This is a genomic window from Streptomyces torulosus (genome assembly GCF_001419765.1).
Classification (GTDB): Bacteria; Actinomycetota; Actinomycetes; order Streptomycetales; family Streptomycetaceae; genus Streptomyces; species Streptomyces torulosus.
Map to the genome: position 1 here is coordinate 1 of NZ_LIRK01000137.1, position 20,638 is coordinate 20,638.

The window sequence follows — 20,638 nt, forward strand, 5'->3', positions numbered from 1 at the left end:
CACGACCCGGGGCCCGGGACGGGAACCGTTGACGAGGATCAGGGGCACTTCGACCGTCGTGGTGCCGAGGTCGGCGGGCAGCACCCCGCGGGTCTTCCGGCCGGGCTCCGCCCGCAGCGTACCGATGGTCAGAGTCATGGCTTACCTCGTTCCAGCTCAGGCCGCGGCGCGGTCGACGGTGGATATGAAGTCGATGGGCTGGGCGGAGGAGCCGTCCAGCGCCAGGTCGGCGGCGATGTCGCCGAAGGCTGGGGAGAGCTTGAAGCCGTGGCCGGAGAAACCGGCGAGGAGGACGACGTTCTCGGCGCCGGGCAGCGGGCCGACCAGCGGGCGGCTGCTCTTGGTGTAGCCCTCCATGAAGACGGACAGGCGCGTCGGGTCGGGGTGCAGGTCCGGCGCGTAGCGGCCGATCAGCTCGGCGAAGATGTCCAGCTCCTCCGGCCGCACCGTCCGGTCCAGCTGGTTCGGGTCGCCCGCGAGCTTGTGCAGGGCCTGGGAGAGGCCGAGCTTGACCGACACTCCGTCCGGGGAGGGCAGGCCGTAGAAGTGGGTGGGCGCGGTGCGGATGAACGCGGGGCGCTCCTCGCCGAACCAGGCGTCGGTGGTGGGCACGAACCAGGCGCTGATCAGGCGGCGGACCTCCACCTCCCACGGCAGGTCCGGCAGCAGGTCGTTGACCCAGGGGCCCGGGGTGACCACGGCCGCGTCGAAGCGCTCGCTGCCGGCGTCGGTGCGGATCTCGACACCGTTCGCGACGGGGACGATCTCACGGACCGTGGTGTAGCGGTGGATGACGGCGCCCAGCTGCTCGGCGCGGCGGGCGGCGGTCTGGATGGTCAGCTCGGGGCGGATGAGCCCGGCGCGGCGGTCGAGCACGGCCGCGTCGCCGTCCTCCAGCCGGTACTGCGGGAACCGCTTGGCGAGGGCCTCGGTGTCCAGGACCTCGTGGTCGAGGCCATGCTCGGCGATGGACTGGAGGACGGTGGCCATCTGCTGCTGCTCGGTCGGCCCCATCAGCAGGCATCCGGTCAGACGGCGCAGTTCGCGTCCGGTTTCCTGCTGGAGCTGCTCCCACAGGGTGTCGGCTTGCTTGAGGAGCGGGACGTAGCGGGAGTCCTCGAAGTGGGCGCTCCGGAAGATCCGGGTCTCGCCGCCGGCGGCGCTGCGGTCGTGGCCGGGGGCGTACCGGTCGTATCCGACGACTTCGGCGCCGCGGGCGGCCAGCCGCCAGGCGGCCTGGCTGCCCATCGTTCCGACGCCGACGACGGCGACCCGCTTCCTGGCAGCTGACACAGGACTTTCCTTTCGTACCGTCGAGGCGCATGCTGGCCTCGACGCGAGGATGTTCGATTCGAGTGGGTTTGGACGGGGGCTTGGTCCTCCTGGACCCACGGCCCGCATCCGTCCGCTTCTCGGAGTCGCTCCGGCTCGTCCTCGGAACTTCACCTGGAGAGCCGTGCCACAATGTGGAACGCTGTGCTAGAATCTGGCACAGACAATGACAGTGGCGCGAAGGGGAGTCAAGAGGGTGTTCACAGAAAATTCCGAGGATTAACGGGGGGAAATCGGATGGAAATGAAGAGCGTCACTCGGTCGCTGCGCATCCTGGAGGCCGTCGCGCAGCATCAGCCGGTGACCGTGGGGGAGTTGACGAAGATCTTCGGGCTGCCGAAGTCCACCGTGCAGCGCACGCTGGTCACTCTGGCCGAGGCCGGCTGGCTGCGGGCCAGCCGCAAGGACACGACCCGCTGGGAGATCGGGGCGCGCGTCCTCGCCGTACGACCGGCGGCACTACAGGGCTCCAGCCTGTTCGCCGCCGCCCGCGAGCCCATGGTGCGCCTGCGGGACCAGGTGAACGAGACGATCCACCTGTCGGTGCCCGACGCGCTGGACGGCATGGTCGTGGTCGACCGTGTCGACTGCGCGCACGCCGTGCGCACCTTCCACGCGATCGGCGACCTCTCGCCGCTGCACGCGACCGCCGTGGGCCGCGCCATCCTCGCGCACCTCCCCAAGCAGGACGTCGAGGAGCTCCTCGCGGGCGGCCTGGAGCGCTTCAGTGACACGACCCCGGTCGACCCCGCGGAACTGCGCGCCGACCTGGGCCGGATCCGCACCGAGGGATACGCGGTCAACGACAACCAGTTCCGGCCCGGCGTCTGCGCCATCGCCGCGCCCGTCCTGGACGAGGACGGCACTCCGCTGGCCTCCGTGGCCATCTCCATGCCCGACTCCCGTTACGACGCCGAGCGGACCCCCGAGTGGGGCCAGCTCGTCACCGAGACGACCGCGGAGATCGCACGGCGCCGCCTGGGCGTCTGACGCAGCCACCGCCCTGCGCCCGGTCGGGGGAACCGGGCGCAGGGCGATCGCATCTCGCGGCACGGTATGGCCTGGTCGGGGCCATCGCTGCCCATCGCCGCGAGGGCACCGGATTCCCGCGCTCCCGTCGGCGCCGACCCGAACTTCGGACAGCCAACGAGCTGTGCGTGCCATATTGTGGAACGCCATGCTAGAATCCGGCACGATCTTGTGTGGACCCCGAAAGGGGGTCACGACATGAACAGGACGACCTCACCGACCTGAGGGGGCATCGGATGGAGATGAAGAGCGTCACCAGGTCGCTGCGCATCCTGGAGGCGGTCGCCCGCCACCAGCCCGTCACCGTAGGGGAGTTGACGAAGCTCTTCGGGCTCCCGAAGTCCACCGTGCAACGCACCCTGCTCACTCTCAACGAGGCCGGCTGGCTGCGCGCGCACCGCAGGGACACCACCCGCTGGGAGATCGGGGCACGCGTCCTCGCCGTACGACCGGCGGCGCTCCAGGGCTCCAGCCTGTTCGCCGCCGCCCGCGACCCGATGATCCGGCTCCGAGACACGCTCAACGAGACCATCCACCTCTCGGTGCCCGACGCCCTCCAGGGCATGGTCGTGGTCGACCGGGTGGACTGCGACCACGCCGTACGCACCTTCCACGCCATCGGCGACACCTCGCCACTGCACGCCACGGCCGCCGGGCACGCGGTCCTCGCCCATCTGCCCGCGGCCGAATTCGACGAGTTCGCGACGGGCGGGTTCGAGGGGTACGGCGAGGAGACCATCACCGACGCCGGTGAACTGCGCGCGGAGCTGCGCCGCGTGAAGGACCGCGGATACGCCGTCAATCACAACCAGTACCTCCAGGGTGTCTGTGCCATCGCCGCTCCCGTTCTGGACGGTGACGGCGTCCCGCTGGCGGCCCTGGCCGTCTCCCTGCCCACCTCCCGCTTCGACGCGGGCCGGCTACCCGAGCTGGGACGGCTGGTGACCGACACCGCGGCGGAGATCACCGCCCGCCATCTGCGCTGAGGAGCCGTACGCGGCCGGGACCACCGGGTCCCGGCCGCCACCGTCATCCGACAGGCACCGCGAGGTACTGGTACTCCAGGAACTCGTCGATGCCGACCCTGCCGCCCTCACGGCCGAGCCCCGACTGCTTGACGCCGCCGAAGGGCGCCGCCGGGTTGGACACGAGACCGGTGTTGAGGCCGACCATGCCGACCTCCAGGCGCTCGCTGACGCGCAGGGCGCGGTCCAGGCCCTCGGTGAAGACATAGCCGACGAGCCCCCACGGGGTGTCGTTGGCCCGGCGGACCACCTCGTCCTCGTCGTCGAAGGTGAGGATCGCCGCGACCGGGCCGAAGATCTCGGTGTCCATCAGACGGCTGCCGGGATCGACGCCGGTGAGCACCGTCGGCGGGTAGAAGCAGCCCGGACCCTCCGGGGTACGGCCGCCGACCAGCACCCGGGCACCGCGCTCGACCGCGTCGGCGACCAGTTCCTCGACCTTGCCCCGACCGTTGCGGTCGATCAGCGGGCCGACGTCGACACCGTCGCGCGTACCGGGGCCCACGACCAGCGCGCCCATGCGCTCGGCCAGCCGCCGCCCGAACTCCTCCACCACGGAGGTGTGCACGAAGAAGCGGTTGGCGGCGGTGCACGCCTCGCCCATGTTGCGCATCTTGGCGACCATCGCGCCGTCCACGGCCTTGTCCAGGTCCGCGTCCTCGAACACGATGAACGGCGCGTTCCCGCCCAGTTCCATGGACGTGCGCACCACCGCGTCCGCGCTCTGGGCGAGCAGCAGGCGGCCGACGCCCGTGGAGCCGGTGAAGGACAGCTTGCGAATCCGCCCGCCGCGCAGGAGCGGTTCGCACACCTCCCCCGCACGGGAGGTGGTGACGACGTTCAGCACGCCGTCGGGCAGCCCGGCCTCCTTGAGGATGGCGGCGAGGGCGAGGCTGGAGAGCGGGGTCTGGGGGGCCGGCTTGAGCACCATCGTGCAGCCCGCGGCGATCGCCGGGCCGATCTTGCGGGTGCCCATGGCCAGCGGGAAGTTCCACGGGGTGATCAGCAGACAGGGGCCCACCGGGCGGCGGGAGAGCAGCATCCGGTTGCGGCCGTCGGGCAGGATGCCGTGGCCGCCGTCGATCCGGACGGCCTCCTCGGAGAACCAGCGGAAGAACTCGGCGGCGTACGCGACCTCTCCCCTGGCCTCGGCGAGCGGCTTGCCCATCTCGGCGGTCATCAGATGGGCCAGCTCGTCGGTGCGCTCGACGATGATCTCGTAGGCCCGGCGCAGGATCTCGCTGCGGGCCCGGGGTGCCGTACGGGCCCACTTCTCCTGCGCGGCGACGGCCGCGTCCTCGGCGCGCTGCGCGTCCTTGGGGCCCGCGTCGGCGACATGGCAGAGGATCTCGCCGGTCGCGGGGTCGTCGACGGCCATGGTGGCGCCGTCGGCGGCGTCGACCCAGGCGCCGCCGATGAACAACTGTGTGGGTGTGTCGGTCATGGGGTTCCTCCAGGTTGATCGGCGGCGGGGTCGAGCAGTTCCGCGAGGTGCAGGGCGCGGACGCCCCGGTCACCGGCGAGGTGGTCGATCTGGGTGGCGCAGCTGAAGCCGTCGGCGACGACCACGGCCGGTCCCCCGGCGTCGACGGCGTCGAGGCGCGGCTTCAGGGCGAGGTCGGCGACGGCCATCGAGGTGTCGTAGTGGTCGGCCTCGAAGCCGAAGTTGCCGGCGAGTCCGCAGCAGCCCTCCGCCTCGTCGACCTTCCGCACACCGAGGCGGCCGAGCAGATCGCGGGGGTGGTGGCCCTTGAAGGTGGCGTACTCGTGGCAGTGGGTCTGCAGGACGACGTTCTCCGGCAGCTCCGGTGGCGTCCAGCCGGGCTCGGCGAGCTCGGTCAGCGCTCCGGTGAGGGTGTGGACGCGGGCCGCGACCCGCCGGGCGGCGTCGGTGCCGAGCAGCTCGGGCACGTCGCGCTTGAGGGCGGCGGCACAGCTGGGTTCGGCGACGACGACGGGGCGGTCGTCACCGTTGTCGAGGCGGGCGACCGTACGGGCCATGACGCGGCGGGCGACGGACAGCTGTCCGGTGCTGACCCAGGTCAGGCCGCAGCACAGGCCCTCCTCCGCCGTGCAGGGGATGCCCGCGTCGGCCAGCACTCGGCTCGCGGCCCCGGCGACCTCGGGCCGGAAGGCCCGGGTGAAGCTGTCGACGAAGAGCAGCGTCTTCGCCGGTTCACCGGTCCGCGCCCTCCGCAGAACCCGCCGCAGCGCGCGCCGGGAGGCGAAGGCCGGGATGCGGCGTCTCACCGTCACCCCGCCGAGGCGGGCGAGCAGCCTGCCGACCGGGCCGCGCAGCAGCGCGTTCAGCGGGCGGGCGGCGTAGCCGGCGAGGGCCGAGGTCAGCGGCAGCCACCCCAGCGAGTAGTGGGAGCGGGGCCTGAACCTGCCCTTGTAGTGGTGGTGCAGGAACTCCGCCTTGTACGTGGCCATGTCGACGCCCACCGGGCAGTCGCTGGAACACGCCTTGCAGGACAGGCACAGGTCGAGGGCGTCGCGCACCTCGGTGGAGCGCCAGCCGTCCTCGACGGTCCCGCCGCGCACCATCTCCTGGAGCAGCCGGGCCCGGCCCCGCGTGGAGTCGCTCTCCTCCCCCGTCGCCCGGTAGCTGGGGCACATCACTCCACCCGCGTCGCTGCGGCAGCGGCCGACGCCGACACAGCGGCGGACCGCGCCCGCGAAGCCGTCCTCGTCGTGCGGGAAGGTGAAGAGGGTGTCGACGGGCACCACCTCGGCCGGGGTGTGCAGGGCGAGGTCGGCGTCGAGGGGGGCCGGGTCCACGATGACACCGGGGTTGAGCAGCCCCTCGGGGTCGAAGATCTCCTTGAACGCGGCGAACGCCCGGATCATGCGGTGGCTGTACATGACCTCCAGCAGTTCACCGCGCGCCCGTCCGTCGCCGTGCTCACCGGACAGGGAGCCGCCGTGGGAGACCACGAGGGTCGCCGCCTCGCCGAGGAAGCGGCGCGCGGCGGCCCGGCCGGGGTCGGTGGCGAGGTCGAAGTCGATGCGGACGTGGACGCAGCCGGCGCCGAAGTGGCCGTAGAGCACCCCGGTGAGCCCGTGGGTGGCCAGCAGCTTGCGGAAGTCCCGCAGATAGGCGGCGAGGTTCTCCGGGGCGACGGCCGCGTCCTCCCAGCCGGGCCAGGACTCCCCGCCGTCGACGAGCCGGGCGGCGAGCCCGGCGCCGTCCTCGCGGACCCGCCACAGCGAGCGCCGCTCCCGCGGGCTCCGCACGACGCGTCCGCCGGTCATCCGGCCCTGGGCCCTGAGCACGTCGAGCAGTTCGGCGGCGCGGGCGTCGACCGCCGCCTGGTCGTCGCCGTCGAGTTCGACGTACAGCCAGGCCCGTCCCTCGGGCAGTCCGGTCACGGAGTCCGGGCCGCGGCGGGCGCGCATGGTGGCGACGATCGCCTCGTCCATGCCCTCGACGGCGGTGGGGTTCCAGCGCAGGATCTCGGGCACGTCCTCGGCGGCGTCGACCACGTCGTCGTAGCCGAGGGTGAGGAGCGTGGAGGCCTGTGCGGTCGCCACCAGGCGGACCGTCGCGGCGGTGACGACCGCACAGGAGCCTTCGGTGCCGACCAGGGCACGGGCCATGTCGAAGCCGTGCTCGGGCAGCAGGTGGTGCAGCTGGTATCCGGACACATGGCGCGGGACGCGGCCCAGTTCGGTGCGGATCGGCGCCAGGTTTGCGTCGATCAGGGCGCGTACGTCGGTGCGGAGGCGGGCGACACGCCGGACCGCGGCCGTGTCGTCCGGGTCCGCCGCGCGCAGGCCCTGGTGGTCGGCGACGACCCGCACGCCGTCGGCCGTCACGAACTCCAGGGCCTCGATGTGGCTGCTGGTCCGGCCGTGGCGCACCGACCGGTTTCCGCACGCGTCGTTGCCGATCATGCCGCCGAGGGTGCAGCGGCTGTGCGAGGACGGGTCGGGGCCGAAGGTCAGGCCTTGGAGGGCGGTGGCGCTGCGCAGCGTGTCGAGGACGACGCCGGCCTCGACCCGTGCGGTGCGCGCGATCGGGTCGATGTCGAGGATCCGGTTCATGTGCCGGGAGAAGTCCAGGACCACGCCGGGGCCGATGGCGTTGCCCGCCATGCTGGTGCCGCCGCCGCGGGCGGTGACCGGGATTCCGGTCTCCCGGCAGGCGCGCAGCACCGCGACGACGTCGTCGGCGCTGCGGGGGAACACCACGGCCCGCGGGGGGACCCGGTAGTTGGAGGCGTCGTAGGCGTAGGGGCCGGTGGAGCCGGGTCCGGTCTCCACCCGCAGGCCGGGCGCCGTCCCGGTGAGCAGCGCGACCAGCCGGTCCAGGGCGGGGGTGGTGCGCGCCGACTGCTCCGGGGCCGTGGTGGTGTCCGTCATCGCTCCGCCGCTCCGGATGTGCCTGCTTCCACGGCCGTCGCCCAGGCCTGGAGGCCCTCGTCCACCGCGGTCTCGTCGATGACGAGGGCCGGGATCATGCGGACGACCTGGTTCCAGGCACCGCACAGCAGCAGGAGCAGGCCCTCGTCGATGGCGGCGCGCTGGACGCGGGCGGCGGTCTCGGGGTCGGGGGCGCCGTCCTCGGTGACGAACTCGGTGGCCAGCATCAGTCCGAGGCCGCGTACGTCGCTGATGCCGGGGGTGCGGTCGGCGACCGCCTCCAGGCCCTGGCGCAGCCGCTTGCCCATGGCCTCGGCGTTCTCGACGAGCCGCTCGTCGCGGACGACGTCGAGGGTGGCGCAGGCCGCGGCGCAGGCGACGGCGTTGGCGCCGTACGTGCCGCCCTGCGAGCCCGGCCAGGCCTTCGCCATCAGCGCCTCGGGGGCGGCGATGCCCGACAGGGGGAAGCCGCTGGCCAGGCCCTTGGCGGTGACGAGGATGTCGGGGGTGACGCCGAAGTGATCATGGCCCCAGAAGCGGCCGGTGCGGCCGACGCCGGTCTGCACCTCGTCGAGGATGAGCAGGAAGCCGTGCCGGTCGGCGCGTTCCCGCAGCCCTTCGAGGAAGGCGCGGGTGGCGGGCACGTAGCCGCCCTCGCCGAGCACCGGCTCGACGATGATCGCGGCGGTGTCGGCGGGCGAGGAGATCGTCTGGAGCGTGTAGTCCAGTTCCTGGAGGGCGAAGCGGGTCGCGGTGTCCTCGTCCCAGCCGTAGCGGTGGGCCGCCGGGAAGGGGGTGACGACCACGCCGCTCATCAGCGGGGAGAATCCGGACCGGAAGCGGGTGCCGGAGGTGGTCATGGAGGCGGCGGCGACGGTGCGGCCATGGAAACCGCCGTGGCAGACGACGATATTGGGGCGGCCGGTGGCCTGGCGGGCCAGGCGCAGGGCGGCCTCCACGGCCTCGCTGCCGGAGTTGGTGAAGAAGAGGCTGTCGAGGCCGGTCGGGAGCACGTCCCCGAGCTTCTCGACGAGCTGCCGCAGGGGCTGGTGCATCACCGTCGTGTACTGGCCGTGGACGAGGGTGGCCACCTGTTCCTGGGCGGCCGCCACGACCTTGGGGTGGCAGTGCCCGGTGCTGGTGACGCCGATGCCGGCGGTGAAGTCGAGGTAGCGGCGGCCGTCCTCGCCGTAGAGGTGGACGCCCTCGCCCCGGGTCGCCACCACGGGCGTGGCCTGGCGAAGGTGCGGCGACAGTGCGGTCATGTTCGTCTCCCGGCCTCGATCTCGGTCTGCTGCGGCCCTTCGAGCATCTCGGGGGGCCGGGGCGGCGCCAACGCGCGAAGTGTCCGGACGGGAGGCGACATCCGGACGTTGTGTCAGCGCCATCGGGGCGGCGCCGTTTGTTTGCCTCCGGGACCTCTCTTGCGCAGGTCAGCGACGCTTGCCACAGTGGCCGGGCACTCCCCGCGGGCACGGCCCGGTGCGAGCGGGGCACCCCCTGGAGGCACCGTGAACGACACCCATCCGGCCGCTCAGGGGCCTGCCCGTCCGCTCACCGTCGCCGATGCGCTGGCCCTGCCCGTGCTGGCCGCCGGGAAGCCGCTGGTCGTGACCGGTGAGGCGGGGCTGGACCGGCCGATCCGCTGGGTCCACATCACGGAGCTGACCGATCCCGCGTCCTTCCTGAAGGGGGGCGAACTCGTCCTCACGACCGGGATGCCGCTGCCGCAGGACACGGCCGGTGTGCGCCGGTACGTCGACGAACTCGCCGACGTCGGGGCCGCGGCGCTGGTCATCGAACTCGTGCGCCGCTACCACCGGCCGCCGGACGCGCTGGTCGACGCGTGCCGTGTCCGGGGCCTGCCCCTCGTCACCCTGGCCAAGGACGTCAACTTCCTGGAGGTCACCCAGGTCGTGCACGCCCTGCTGCTCGGCAACCAGGCGGACGCGATGCGGCGCACCCAGCGTGTCCATGAGGCGTTCACCGCTCTCACCCTGCGCGGGGCCGGGCCGGAGGACGTGGTGCGTGCGGCGGCGGAGATGAGCGGCCGTACGGTCGTCCTGGAGAACCTGGTGCACCAGGCGCTGATCTGCGAGCCGTCCGGCGGCACCGTCGAGGAGGCGCTCACCGGCTGGGAACACCGCTCCCGGGCCACCGGGACGGGCGAGGGGACGGTGGTCCAGGGACCGGAGGGCTGGCTCACGGCGCCCGTCGCGTATCAGGGGGAGCGCTGGGGGCGGGTGGCGATGCTCCCTGCCGGGCCGGACGGGTCGGCCTTCGGGCCGGAGGACCGCACCGTGCTGGAGCGGACCGCCATGGCCCTGACCGTGGCCCGGCTCATCCACCCCACCCCCTGGGAGCACACCGCCCATCGCAACGCCCTGCGCGACCTGGTCGAACATCGCCACCGCTCGGCGGAGGACGCCCGCGCCCGCTGTGCCGCGCTCGGGCTGCCCGCCGACCGGAGCCGCTTCGTCGCGGTCCTCGTGGACCTTCCGGCGGGCGGCGGGGGCCAGGAGGCCGAGGCCCGACTGCTCCAGGGGTTGCACGCGACCGGTGTCGCGGGGCTCGTCGGTGAGCTGGCCCCCGGCCGTGTCGGCGTCCTGCTGGCCCTGCGTCCGGCCCAGCCCTGGCGGCCGGTCGTCGAGCAGTTGTGCGGCGCCGTGCCGGGCGTGGAGCCCCGGCCGGTCGTGAGTGTCGGTTCCGAGGTCATGGACCTGGCCGACACCGCCCGTTCCTTCCGGGAGGCGGCCCGTGTCGCCGAGGCCACCCCCGGCGGCCTGCCCCTGCCCGAGGGCCGCTCCTTCCACGAGCTGTCCGACATCGGTCTGCGGCGCCTGCTGTACGCCCTGCGTGAGGACACCCGGATCCAGGAGTACACCGAGCGGCAGCTCGGCCGGCTCATCGAGCACGACACCCAGCACGGCTCCGACCTGCTGACGACGCTGCGCCACTACCTCGACGCCGCCGGCAACAAGACGACCGCCGCACGCCGGGGCGGCCTCGCCCGCGAGACCATGTACCAGCGTCTGCGCACCATCGAGCGACTCCTAGGCCGTGACCTCGAATCCGGGGAGGAGCGCACCGAACTCCATGTGGCCCTCGCCGCGCTCGACGCGCTGCGGGCCCGGTGACGCGGGACGACTCGCCCGTACTCACCCACTGCACCAGGGTTGTCAGGGGCATGGCCGCGCTCCTACAGTCCACAGCGGAACAGGAAATGGGAGCGCTCCCATCACGGGGGATGCCCGGAGCGCCCGCGCGACCCCACCTTCCCGGCCGTACCTCCGAAAGAGGTCCCCCATGCGACCGTCACCACGTCTTCCGCGCTTCCTGCGCGGCCCGTTGGGCGCGTTCGTCACCGCGCTCGTCACCGTCGCGGCGCTCTTCGCCGCCACACCGCAGGCCCAGGCCGACACGACGGTGTGCGAACAGTTCGGCTCGGCCGTCATCCAGGGCCGGTACGTCGTCCAGAACAACCGCTGGGGCACCAACGAGCCCCAGTGCGTCACCACCACGGGCTCCGGTTTCCGGGTCAGCCGGGCCGACGGTTCGGTCCCGACGAACGGCGCGCCGAAGTCGTACCCCTCCGTGTTCAACGGCTGCCACTACACCAACTGCTCGCCGGGGACGAACCTGCCCGCACAGCTCTCCCGCATCTCGAGCGCGCCGAGCAGCATCTCGTACGGGTACGTCGGCGACGCGGTCTACAACGCCTCGTACGACATCTGGCTGGACCCGACGCCCCGTACCGACGGGGTGAACCGGACCGAGATCATGATCTGGCTCAACAAGGTGGGCCCCATCCAGCCCATCGGCTCGCAGGTCGGCACCGCCACCGTGGGCGGGCGCAGCTGGCAGGTGTGGCAGGGCGGCAACGGCTCCAACGACGTGCTGTCCTTCGTCGCCCCCTCAGCCATCGGCAGTTGGAGCTTCGACGTGATGGACTTCGTCCGGCAGGCCGTGTCCCGCGGAATGGCGCAGAACAACTGGTATCTGACGAGTGTTCAGGCCGGTTTCGAGCCCTGGCAGAACGGCACGGGGCTGTCCGTGAACTCCTTCTCCTCCACTGTCGAGACGGGCGGCGGGCCCGGCGGTCCGGGTGGCGGCTCCGGGTGCGCGGTGTCGTACGCCACGAACGTGTGGCAGGGCGGGTTCACCGCGAACGTCACCGTCTCCAACACCGGTTCGTCGCCCGTCGACGGCTGGCGGCTCGCCTTCACCCTGCCCTCCGGTCAGCAGATCACCGGAGCCTGGAGCGCGTCCGTGTCCCCGTCGTCGGGTTCCGTCACGGCGAGCGGCCTGGCGCACAACGCGAGCATCTCCCCCGGCGGCAGTCAGACGTTCGGCTTCCAGGGCACCTACAGCGGCGCCTTCGCCTCGCCGGGCGCGTTCAGTCTGAACGGCACGGCCTGCACCAGAGCCTGACGCGACCGGCGCCGGACGCTCGTACGGCGTCCGGCGCCGGCCGGTCGCGGTCGGCCGGTCCCCCGTGACCGGCCCGCCCGGGTCAGGGCGCCGTGGTCTAACCGAACTGGGTGAAGAACTTCCAGATCTCGCCCGGCAGCCAGGTCCGGGAGCCGCTGTCACCGCCGCGTCCGTCCTGCGGCGCGGCGATGTGCCCCTCGTCGAAGGCGGCCCAGGCGACCGGGTACCCGGCCGCGCATCCCGAGTAGGTGGTGACCCGGTGCTGGAGGCTGCCCTGCGCCGGCTCGGGCGGGTTCTGGGCGGCGCAGCCGTTGTTCCTGACGAACCTGTCCCGCATCGACCGTCCGCCGGAGATGTTCAGGACGCTGTCCCTGAGGCCGTGCACACCGAGGTAGGCGATGCGCTGGCCGCCGCCGTTGCATCCGCTGAGGACGCCGCCGCTCTGGACGGCGACCGCGCGGAAGACGTTCGCACGGGAGCACGCGATCGAGTAGGACATGGCGCCGCCGTAGCTGAAGCCGAGGGCGAAGCGCTGCGTCGTCTCGACGCACAGGGCCCCTTCGATCCGCCTGAGCATGTCGTCGACGAGGGTGATGTCCTCGCCGCCGGAGTTGGCCCAGCCGTTGTTGAGGCCCTGCGGCGCGACGAAGATCGTGCTGTTGTTCGCCAGCCGCTGGAGCCCGTAGTACGCCCAGGTGCCGGTCTCCACGGTGCGGCCCGTGGCGACGTCGTTGGAGGTGCCGCCCAGCCAGTGGAAGCCGAAGACCAGCCGGTAGGCGCGGTTGCGGTCGTAGCCGTCCGGGACCCGCAGGATGAAGTTCCGGTTCTTGCCACTGCTCTGGATCGTGTGGGTACCGCTGGCCAGACCGGGCGCCTTGCCACAGCCGGGGCTCCCGGCGGCCTCTCGGGCGGGTGCGGCGGCGGGGTCGGAGGCCGCGACCGCGGCGCCCGCGCCGGGGCCGCCGGTCAGGGCCGTGCCTGCCATGGTCAGGACGAGCAGGACCGCGACCATGGCGGGCCGTAAGAGGTTCCTTGTCCTCGTGATCATGCGACTCCCTCTGTCTCGGAATACGGCTGTGCGGGGAGAGCGGGGCCGATGCGGGCACCGCGCGCGTTCGTGAGCGCCTCACCGCCGAAGCGGTCACGGACCTATGAATATCGTGCACCTGACATTAATGAACGGGCGCAAGATTCGAGCTTGTTCACGATCGAACCACATCGGCCGCCCGGTGGTAGTCCGGGAGCATAGAGAGGCAGCACCACATGTCAACACCTCTCGACCGACGCATCTCACGCCCCTTCCGCTCGATTTCAGCCCCCCATCAAGCGAAAGATTTCGAGTTCAAGGGCGAATCATGCGAGGGGTATTGACTCGGTTCATCGTGCTCCTATCATCCAAAGTGCTCGATGAGTCGGCTGGTGTCCGAGATGGCGAACGGGATGACCTCCCTGACGCCGCACACCGCGAGAAGTGACAGAGCACCCCCACGCACGCGCACATCGCCGCACCCGCACCGCGCTCCGGCAGCAGCCCCCCACCGCCCGGCCGCCGGCGGTTCGCCCGCAGCCCCCGACGGCCCGGCCACACAAGGAGACCGACATGGATATGTCATGCCCTCGTCACCAGTGGGGCCGTCGTCGAGCGCTGACCGCGGCCGCGGGACTGGCGTCGGGCGCCTTCCTCCCTCTGACGGCGGCGGCCCGCGGCATCGCCGCCGAGGGGCCGGACAGCGCCGCGGCGAACTTCACCAACCCGGTCGTCTGGCAGGACTTCGCCGACATCGACGTCATCCGCGTCGGCACCACGTACTACGCCTCGGCCTCGACGATGCACTACTCGCCGGGCGCCCCCGTCCTGCGCTCGTACGACCTGGTGAACTGGGAGATCGCCGGCCACTCGGTGCCGAGCCTCGACTTCGGCGCCAAGTACGACCTGAACGGCGGCCGCGGGTACGTCCGCGGGATCTGGGCGTCGTCGCTGGCCCACCGGCCGAGCAACGGCACCTTCTACTGGCTCGGCCAGATCGACTTCGCCAGGACGTACATCTACACGGCCACCGCCGCCGAGGGGCCCTGGAGCAGGCTCACCACGATCAACACGCCCTACTACGACGCCGGGCTGCTCGTCGACACCGACGACACCTTGTACGTGGCGTACGGCAACACCACGATCAGCGTGGCGCAGCTGTCGCCCGACGGGCGCACCCAGGTCCGTAACCAGCAGGTGTTCACGACCCCGTCGAGCGTCGGCACCCTGGAGGGCTCCCGCTTCTACAAGATCAACGGGCAGTACTACATCTTCCTGACCCGCCCCGCGAACGGGCAGTACATCCTCAAGTCGTCCAGCGGCCCCTTCGGTCCGTACGCCATGCGCCAGGTCCTCCTCGACCTGCGGGGGCCGATCCCCGGCGGCGGCGTCCCGCACCAGGGCGGGCTGGTGCAGACGCAGAACGGCGCCTGGTACTACCTGGCGTTCGTGGACGCCTATCCGGGCGGCCGGGTACCGGCCCTGGCGCCCATCACCTGGACCTCGGACGGCTGGCCCGTGGTGCAGTTGGTGAACGGCGCGTGGGGCACCTCGTACCCCGCCCCCGTGGTGCCCGCCCCGCCCCGCCAGGTCACCCCGATGATCGGCGTGGACACCTTCGACGGGACGACCCTCAAGCCGAAGTGGGAGTGGAACCACAACCCCGACAACACCAAGTGGTCGGTGAACAACGGCCTCACCCTGCGGACGGCGACGGTCACCAACGACCTGTACTGGGCCCGCAACACGCTCACGCACCGCATCCAGGGACCGACCTCCACCGCCACGGTCCAGCTCGACCACTCGACGATGCGGGACGGCGACCGGGCCGGACTCGCGCTGCTGCGGGACTCCTCCGCATGGATCGGGCTCAAGCGGGACGGCGGCGTGACCCGGCTGGTGATGGTGGACGGGCTGACGATGAACAGCAGTTGGAACACCACCGGCACGGGTGTGGAGCGGGCGAGCGCGAACGCGCCCGGCGGTCGCGTCTGGCTGCGGGCCACCGCCGACATCCGTCCCGGAGCGCCCCGGCCCGCCACCTTCTCCTACAGCACCGACGGCGTCACCTTCACCCGCCTCGGTCCCGCCTTCTCGATGGGCAACGACTGGCGCTTCTTCATGGGCTACCGGTTCGCCCTCTTCAACCACGCCACGCAGGCGCTGGGCGGCGCGGTCCGCGTCACGCGGTTCGAGCTGTCCATGCCCTGAGGTCGCACCCGCATCACCATCACCCGCATCCGACCGTACGAGGAGAACCATGAACCCGTCGAAACGGCTCGGCCGACGCCGCGCGTCGGTCCTGGGCCTGGCAGCCGTCGTGTCCCTGGTGACGCCCGGCATCGCGAACGGCGCGGACCGCGCCCCGGACGCGCCGAGGGCCAGCACGCTGGGCGCCCAGGCGGCCCAGTCCGGACGGTACTTCGGCACCGCCGTGGCCGCGGGCCGGCTCGGCGACGGCCAGTACACCGGCATCCTGGACCGCGAGTTCAACCAGGTCACCCCCGAGAACGAGATGAAGTGGGACGCGACCGAGCGCAACCGCGGCCAGTTCACCTTCGGCTCCGCCGACCAGATCGTGAACCGCGCGGCGTCCCGCGGCCAGAAGGTCCGCGGTCACACCCTCGTGTGGCACTCCCAGCTGCCCGGCTGGGTCAACTCCATCAGGGACGCCAACACGCTGCGCAGCGTGATGAACAACCACATCACCACCGTGGCGGGCCGCTACAAGGGCCGCATCCACTCCTGGGACGTGGTCAACGAGGCCTTCGCCGACGGCGGCAGCGGCCAGATGCGCAGCTCGGTCTTCCGTGACGTGCTGGGCACCGGCTTCATCGAGGAGGCGTTCCGCACGGCCCGGTCCGCCGACCCGTCGGCCAAGCTCTGCTACAACGACTACAACATCGAGGACTGGAACGCCGCGAAGACGCAGGGCGTCTATCGCATGGTGCGCGACTTCAAGGCGCGCGGCGTGCCCATCGACTGCGTGGGTCTCCAGTCCCACTTCGGTGCCGGCGGCCCTCCCGGCAGCTTCCAGACGACGCTGTCGAGCTTCGCCGCTCTCGGGGTGGACGTGCAGATCACCGAGCTGGACATCGCGCAGGCCCCGGCGAACGCGTACGCCAACACGGTCAGGGCCTGTCTGAACGTGTCGCGCTGCACCGGCATCACGGTGTGGGGCATCCGCGACAGCGACTCGTGGCGCAGTGGCGAGAACCCGCTGCTGTTCGACCGCGGCGGCAACAAGAAGCAGGCGTACCGGTCCACGCTCACCACTATGGGCGGCACGCCCTGACCTCAGGGGCCGGCCGCCGGTGCGCACGGGACCGACTCCGGTGCGCAGACGCCGGATGCTGACGGCTGCGGGCCCCCGGCGTGGTTCGCCGGGGGCCCGTCCGTCGTGGTCGGCCCGTGGAACGGGGGAAGGCCCCTCCGCCCGGGGGCGGCGGAGGGGCGCCCGCCGGCGTCAGGAGGACGTCCGCTCAGGGGTCGGTGTCCTCCGCCGCTTCACGCCGGCGGTGTGGGGGGACCTTCCGTGTTCCGGCCGCCTCGTGTGCGCGGCATGGCCCATCCCATCGCGCCGGCGGCCCGCCGTCACTCCGCCGATCGGCGGGGGAACCCCCGCCTGTCGGCCGGGGTTCGTGCGCCGGAGCCGTCCGACCGGTCAGAGGGCCGTGAACGTCCACTGGAGGTTGGTGCTGCTGCCGTAGGTCCACTGCTTGGTGACGGAGCCGGAGGAGACGTTGCCCCCTCCGTCGAGGACCAGGCCGGTGGCGCGGTTGGCGATGGTGTGGCGGTCACCGCCCCGGTTCGTGATCTTCCACTGCTGGTTGGGGCCGCCGTTCCAGGGAGCCTGTCTGGCCGTGGAGCCGTCGGAGGTGGCGCCCCAGCCGTCGGCGACCATGCCGTTGGTGCGGTTGACCAGCCGGTAGTAGCCGCCCGCGATCGGCTCGGCGTGCCACTGGAGGTTGTTGTGGCCGTCCCACGTCCACTGCTTGAGGTTGGACCCGGAGGCGACATCGCCGCCGCTGTCCAGGGCCAGGCCGTTGGTGACGTTGGTGATCCGGAAGTACCTCGCCGGGTTGAACTGGACCCTCAGGGAGGTGATCTGGTCGTTGTTGCCGGTGTTCCGCAGGTCGGGGTTGTCTGCGGTGAACGTCCAGGAGGTGCCGGTGAAGTTGTCTCCCGAGTAGCCGATCACCTGGTAGCCCGGGCCCGGGCGCAGGGAGGAGATGGTGCGTGTGCCCAGTCCGGCCGCGGTCAGCTCGGCCGCGGTGTAGTCGCCGAGGGCGAACGGGGCGGAGTTGCCGGAGTAGTTGACGTCCGAGAAGGCGACGGCGCCGACGAGCGGCGCCATGCCCGGGATGGTGCCGGAGAAGGAGAGCTTCAGGACGTAGGCGTGGGCGCTGTAGGGCGCGGAGGACGGCAGGGCGACCGTGAGGCCGGAGGAGTTCTGCGTGGGGGTGGGCAGGTCGATGGTGGTGCCGGCGGTGGAGCCGAGCAGTTTCACCGAGGTCAGCGAGGAGAGGTTGATGCGGTCCGAGCTGAGCGTCTTGATGGTCAGCGAGCTGCCGGGCCAGCCCAGAACGGTGGCGTACAGGACGTTGTCGGCCTTGTTGCGGGTGAAGCGGATGTCCTGCGCCGTGCCGGCCGTCGGATTGGTGAAGGAACCACCGCCCATCTTCGTCGGGCCCTCGCCGTAGACCGTCCAGGCGCGGGTCGCGTAGATCGACTCGCCGAAGCGTCTCAGGTGGTCGCCGATGCCGAGCAGGATGTCCTTCTGTGCCTGCGGGATGGTGCCGTCGGCCATCGGCGCGATGTTGAGCAGCATGTTGCCGTTCTTGCTGACCCGGTCGATGAACGCGTGCAGCATCTGCTTGACGCTGTAGTAGCCGATGCCCTGCGTGTAGCACCAGCTGCTGTTGGAGATGCTGTCGTCGGTCAGCCAGTACGGGGTGGTGAGGTCGGCCGGGCCGCCGCGCTCGTAGTCGAAGACCTCGCCCTTGCCGTTCATGCCGTCCTTGTAGGTGGCGACGACCTCACGGCCCCAACTGTTGGCCTGGTTGTAGTAGTAGGCCAGGAACTTCAGGCGCTGCTGCTCGTCGACGGCGTCCAGTTTGAAGTCCTGCCACAGGATGTCGGGCTTCGCGCGGTCGATGACCTCCTTGAGCTTGTCGAACCAGAGCTGGTTCTCCGCCGCCGCGCCCAGTTGCCCGTAGAACTTCTTGAGGCTGGGGTCCGTCTGGGCGGGGGCGAACTCGTAGAAGCCGTTGTAGTGGAACGCGTGGTGCATGGCCACCAGCAGCTTGAGACCCTTGGCGCGGACGGCCGTGGCGAAGAGGGCCAGCAGGTCGAGGCCGGGGCCCTTCTTCACCGAGTTCCACTCGTTGACCTGGCTGTCCCACATGGAGAAGCCGTCGTGGTGTTCGGCGACGGGGCCCGCGAACCTGGCGCCCGCGTCCACGAACAGCTGCACCCACTCGTCGGGGTCGAAGGCGCCGCCGGCCGACTTCAGCTTCGGCGCGAACTTCACGGTGTTGCCCGCGAGGTCCTTGGCCCCCTCGATGAACTGGTGGTACGGCCACGCCGCGGGCTGGCCGTAGGTCGCGATGTGGTGCCGGTTGGCGTTGCTTCCGGCCTCGTACATGTTGCGCGGGTACCACTCGTTGTCGTAGGCGGGGACGCTGAAGGCACCCCAGTGGAAGTAGATGCCGAACTTCGCGTCCTGGAACCACTCGGGGGCCGGCGGGTGCTGGTCGACCGAATCCCAGTCGGGCGTGTAGGTGCTGGGCGCCGCCTGGGCCACGCCGGCGCCGAGGACGCCTCCGGCGACGGCCGCGGCGGCCACCCAGGTGGCCCCGGCCAGGAGCCGGCGTCTGCTGATCGAACTCGACATGGTCACATCCCTGATGCGGAGGGGGGAGGGGGAACTCAGGGGAACACGCACGAAGGTCGGGCACGCCGCCTCGCCATGTCAACCAGCGTGCAGGGATGAAAAGCGCGAGAGGGCAACATCATTGCCCTGGACTGTCCTGCTTTGTCGCACTATTCGCATGCGTAGACATGGTATGTATTCGCTTCCGACCCTGGCATGTCCGCAAGGGCCCACGAGCCGTATTCATGGGATGGATCTTGCACTCGCCAGCCCACCCTCACCATCAGGGCACCCTCTGAACTGCTCCTTTCTCAGGAGTTGCGCAAGAGACTGGACAGCCAGGCAAGACCGAGCCTATAAAGACATCCCATCTCTACTCCGCCGCGATACACGGATGTCGTCTAGGCGAAACGTCTCCCGCTACGGGACCAGCGCGAGGAAGCCCTCATGAGACTCAGAACAGCCCTCTGTTCCGCCGTATCCGCCCTGTCCGCACTGGCGCTGCTCAGTGCGTGCGGCAGCGGCTCCACCGACGCCTCGGCGTCGGGCGACAAGCCGCTGGTCGGCGTCGACTACCCGCGCTCCGACACCGACTTCTGGAACTCGTACATCAAGTACACGCCGGAGTACGCCAAGGAGCTGGGCCTCTCCCTCAAGACCACCAACTCCCAGAACGACGTCGCCAAGCTCACCGCCAACGCGCAGACGTTCATCAGCCAGGGCGTCAAGGGCCTCGCGATGGCCCCGCAGGACACCGCCGCCATCGCCCCGAGCCTGGCGCAGCTGGCGGCGAAGAAGATCCCCGTGGTCACCGTCGACACCCGCCCCGACAACGGCGACGTCTACATGGTGGTGCGCGCCGACAACCGCGCTTACGGCGAGAAGGCCTGCCAGTTCCTCGGCACGAAGCTGAAGGGCAAGGGCAAGGTCGTGATGCTTCAGGGCGGTCTGGACTCCATCAACGGCCGTGACCGCACCGAGGCGTTCAACGAGTGCATGAAGAAGAACTACCCGGACATCACGGTGTTCGGTGAGGCCACCAACTGGGACGGAGCGGTCGCCGCGCAGAAGCTCCAGACCCGGCTGACCCAGCACCCGGACATCAAGGGCGTCTACATGCAGTCCAGCTTCGCGCTGTCCGGGACGCTGCAGGTCCTCAAGCAGAAGGGTCTGCTGGTGGACCCGAAGGACAAGAAGCACGTGTTCGTCGTGTCCAACGACGGCATCCCCGAGGAGCTCAAGTCCATCGGCGAGGGCAAGATCGACGCCACGGTGTCCCAGCCGGCCGACCTGTACGCCAAGTACGCCCTGTACTACCTCAAGGCCGCGATCGACGGGAAGACGTTCAAGCCCGGCAAGACCGACCACGACAGCACCATCATCAAGGTCCGCGACGGCCTGCTGGAAGACCAGCTCTCCGCCCCGCTCGTCACCGCCGACGGCGGCTCCTACGGCGGTGTGCCCAGCGTCAAGAGCGACGACACGTCCCTGTGGGGCAACAACCTCGGCTGACCCCTCACCCGAACGCGAAGGCTCACGAGACAAGGCGGTTGA

At 71.0% G+C, this 20,638-nt stretch carries 12 protein-coding genes and 1 pseudogene; 7 read left to right on the forward strand and 6 right to left on the reverse strand.

Annotated features, from left to right (window positions below; translation table 11 throughout):
- Positions 1-156 precede the first annotated feature (156 nt).
- Complete coding sequence (gene solA, locus AOK23_RS10435; RefSeq protein WP_055712461.1) at positions 157-1,293, reverse strand: N-methyl-L-tryptophan oxidase; 1,137 nt, start codon at positions 1,291-1,293, stop codon at positions 157-159.
- 282 nt (positions 1,294-1,575) lie between these two features.
- Between solA and AOK23_RS10440 the strand changes: the two genes are divergently transcribed.
- Positions 1,576-2,322 (forward strand): IclR family transcriptional regulator, encoded by a 747-nt coding sequence (locus AOK23_RS10440; RefSeq protein ID WP_055712462.1) that lies wholly within the window; start codon positions 1,576-1,578, stop codon positions 2,320-2,322.
- A gap of 281 nt (positions 2,323-2,603) precedes the next feature.
- Positions 2,604-3,347 carry an IclR family transcriptional regulator gene (locus AOK23_RS10445; RefSeq protein ID WP_055712483.1) on the forward strand — a complete coding sequence of 248 codons (744 nt, stop codon included), beginning with the start codon at positions 2,604-2,606 and terminating at the stop codon, positions 3,345-3,347.
- Positions 3,348-3,390: 43 nt separating this feature from the next.
- On the opposite strand, the gene AOK23_RS10450 is transcribed toward AOK23_RS10445, so the two are convergent.
- The 3 genes from AOK23_RS10450 to AOK23_RS10460 are packed head-to-tail and all read right to left on the reverse strand — an operon-like array spanning position 3,391 to position 9,016.
- Positions 3,391-4,830 (reverse strand): NAD-dependent succinate-semialdehyde dehydrogenase, encoded by a 1,440-nt coding sequence (locus AOK23_RS10450; RefSeq protein WP_055712463.1) that lies wholly within the window; start codon positions 4,828-4,830, stop codon positions 3,391-3,393.
- Entirely contained in the window at positions 4,827-7,751 is a 2,925-nt protein-coding gene (locus AOK23_RS10455) for an FAD-binding and (Fe-S)-binding domain-containing protein (protein ID WP_055712464.1), read from the reverse strand. Before AOK23_RS10455 ends, AOK23_RS10450 begins: the two co-directional genes overlap by 4 nt.
- Positions 7,748-9,016, reverse strand: a complete 1,269-nt coding sequence (locus AOK23_RS10460) for an aspartate aminotransferase family protein (RefSeq protein ID WP_055712465.1) — start codon at positions 9,014-9,016, stop codon at positions 7,748-7,750. Before AOK23_RS10460 ends, AOK23_RS10455 begins: the two co-directional genes overlap by 4 nt.
- Positions 9,017-9,262: 246 nt before the next feature.
- Here AOK23_RS10460 and AOK23_RS10465 point away from each other — a divergent pair, with 246 nt between their 5' ends.
- Entirely contained in the window at positions 9,263-10,888 is a 1,626-nt protein-coding gene (locus AOK23_RS10465; protein ID WP_055712466.1) for a PucR family transcriptional regulator, read from the forward strand.
- A 169-nt stretch (positions 10,889-11,057) separates the two neighbouring features.
- Entirely contained in the window at positions 11,058-12,182 is a 1,125-nt protein-coding gene (locus tag AOK23_RS10470; protein WP_055712467.1) for a GH12 family glycosyl hydrolase domain-containing protein, read from the forward strand.
- Positions 12,183-12,279: 97 nt separating this feature from the next.
- On the opposite strand, the gene AOK23_RS10475 is transcribed toward AOK23_RS10470, so the two are convergent.
- Positions 12,280-13,230 carry a CE1 family esterase gene (locus tag AOK23_RS10475; RefSeq protein ID WP_420823698.1) on the reverse strand — a complete coding sequence of 317 codons (951 nt, stop codon included), beginning with the start codon at positions 13,228-13,230 and terminating at the stop codon, positions 12,280-12,282.
- Between the two features lie 558 nt (positions 13,231-13,788).
- Between AOK23_RS10475 and AOK23_RS10480 the strand changes: the two genes are divergently transcribed.
- Together AOK23_RS10480 and AOK23_RS10485 are read left to right on the forward strand one after the other, a co-directional pair.
- Positions 13,789-15,420 (forward strand): glycoside hydrolase family 43 protein, encoded by a 1,632-nt coding sequence (locus AOK23_RS10480; RefSeq protein ID WP_107102763.1) that lies wholly within the window; start codon positions 13,789-13,791, stop codon positions 15,418-15,420.
- Between the two features lie 49 nt (positions 15,421-15,469).
- Positions 15,470-16,501, forward strand: a pseudogene (locus AOK23_RS10485) (glycoside hydrolase family 10 protein); the annotation flags it as partial.
- A 372-nt stretch (positions 16,502-16,873) separates the two neighbouring features.
- On the opposite strand, the gene AOK23_RS10490 reads toward AOK23_RS10485, so the two are convergent.
- Positions 16,874-19,105 (reverse strand): alpha-L-fucosidase, encoded by a 2,232-nt coding sequence (locus AOK23_RS10490; RefSeq protein WP_055712470.1) that lies wholly within the window; start codon positions 19,103-19,105, stop codon positions 16,874-16,876.
- A gap of 426 nt (positions 19,106-19,531) precedes the next feature.
- Between AOK23_RS10490 and AOK23_RS10495 the strand changes: the two genes are divergently transcribed.
- Positions 19,532-20,596, forward strand: coding sequence for a sugar ABC transporter substrate-binding protein (locus AOK23_RS10495; RefSeq protein ID WP_055712471.1), 1,065 nt, complete (start codon positions 19,532-19,534; stop codon positions 20,594-20,596).
- The last annotated feature ends 42 nt before the right edge of the window (positions 20,597-20,638 follow it).

Bases quoted from the DNA above. Each gene is read 5' to 3' on its own strand.
- AOK23_RS10440 (WP_055712462.1), top strand. From the start codon at position 1,576: ATGAAGAGCGTCACTCGGTCGCTGCGCATCCTGGAGGCCGTCGCGCAG.
- AOK23_RS10445 (WP_055712483.1), top strand. From the start codon at position 2,604: ATGAAGAGCGTCACCAGGTCGCTGCGCATCCTGGAGGCGGTCGCCCGC.
- AOK23_RS10450 (WP_055712463.1), bottom strand. From the start codon at position 4,830: ATGACCGACACACCCACACAGTTGTTCATCGGCGGCGCCTGGGTCGAC.
- AOK23_RS10455 (WP_055712464.1), bottom strand. From the start codon at position 7,751: ATGACGGACACCACCACGGCCCCGGAGCAGTCGGCGCGCACCACCCCC.
- AOK23_RS10460 (WP_055712465.1), bottom strand. From the start codon at position 9,016: ATGACCGCACTGTCGCCGCACCTTCGCCAGGCCACGCCCGTGGTGGCG.
- AOK23_RS10470 (WP_055712467.1), top strand. From the start codon at position 11,058: ATGCGACCGTCACCACGTCTTCCGCGCTTCCTGCGCGGCCCGTTGGGC.
- AOK23_RS10475 (WP_420823698.1), bottom strand. From the start codon at position 13,230: ATGATCACGAGGACAAGGAACCTCTTACGGCCCGCCATGGTCGCGGTC.
- AOK23_RS10480 (WP_107102763.1), top strand. From the start codon at position 13,789: ATGTCATGCCCTCGTCACCAGTGGGGCCGTCGTCGAGCGCTGACCGCG.
- AOK23_RS10490 (WP_055712470.1), bottom strand. From the start codon at position 19,105: ATGTCGAGTTCGATCAGCAGACGCCGGCTCCTGGCCGGGGCCACCTGG.
- AOK23_RS10495 (WP_055712471.1), top strand. From the start codon at position 19,532: ATGAGACTCAGAACAGCCCTCTGTTCCGCCGTATCCGCCCTGTCCGCA.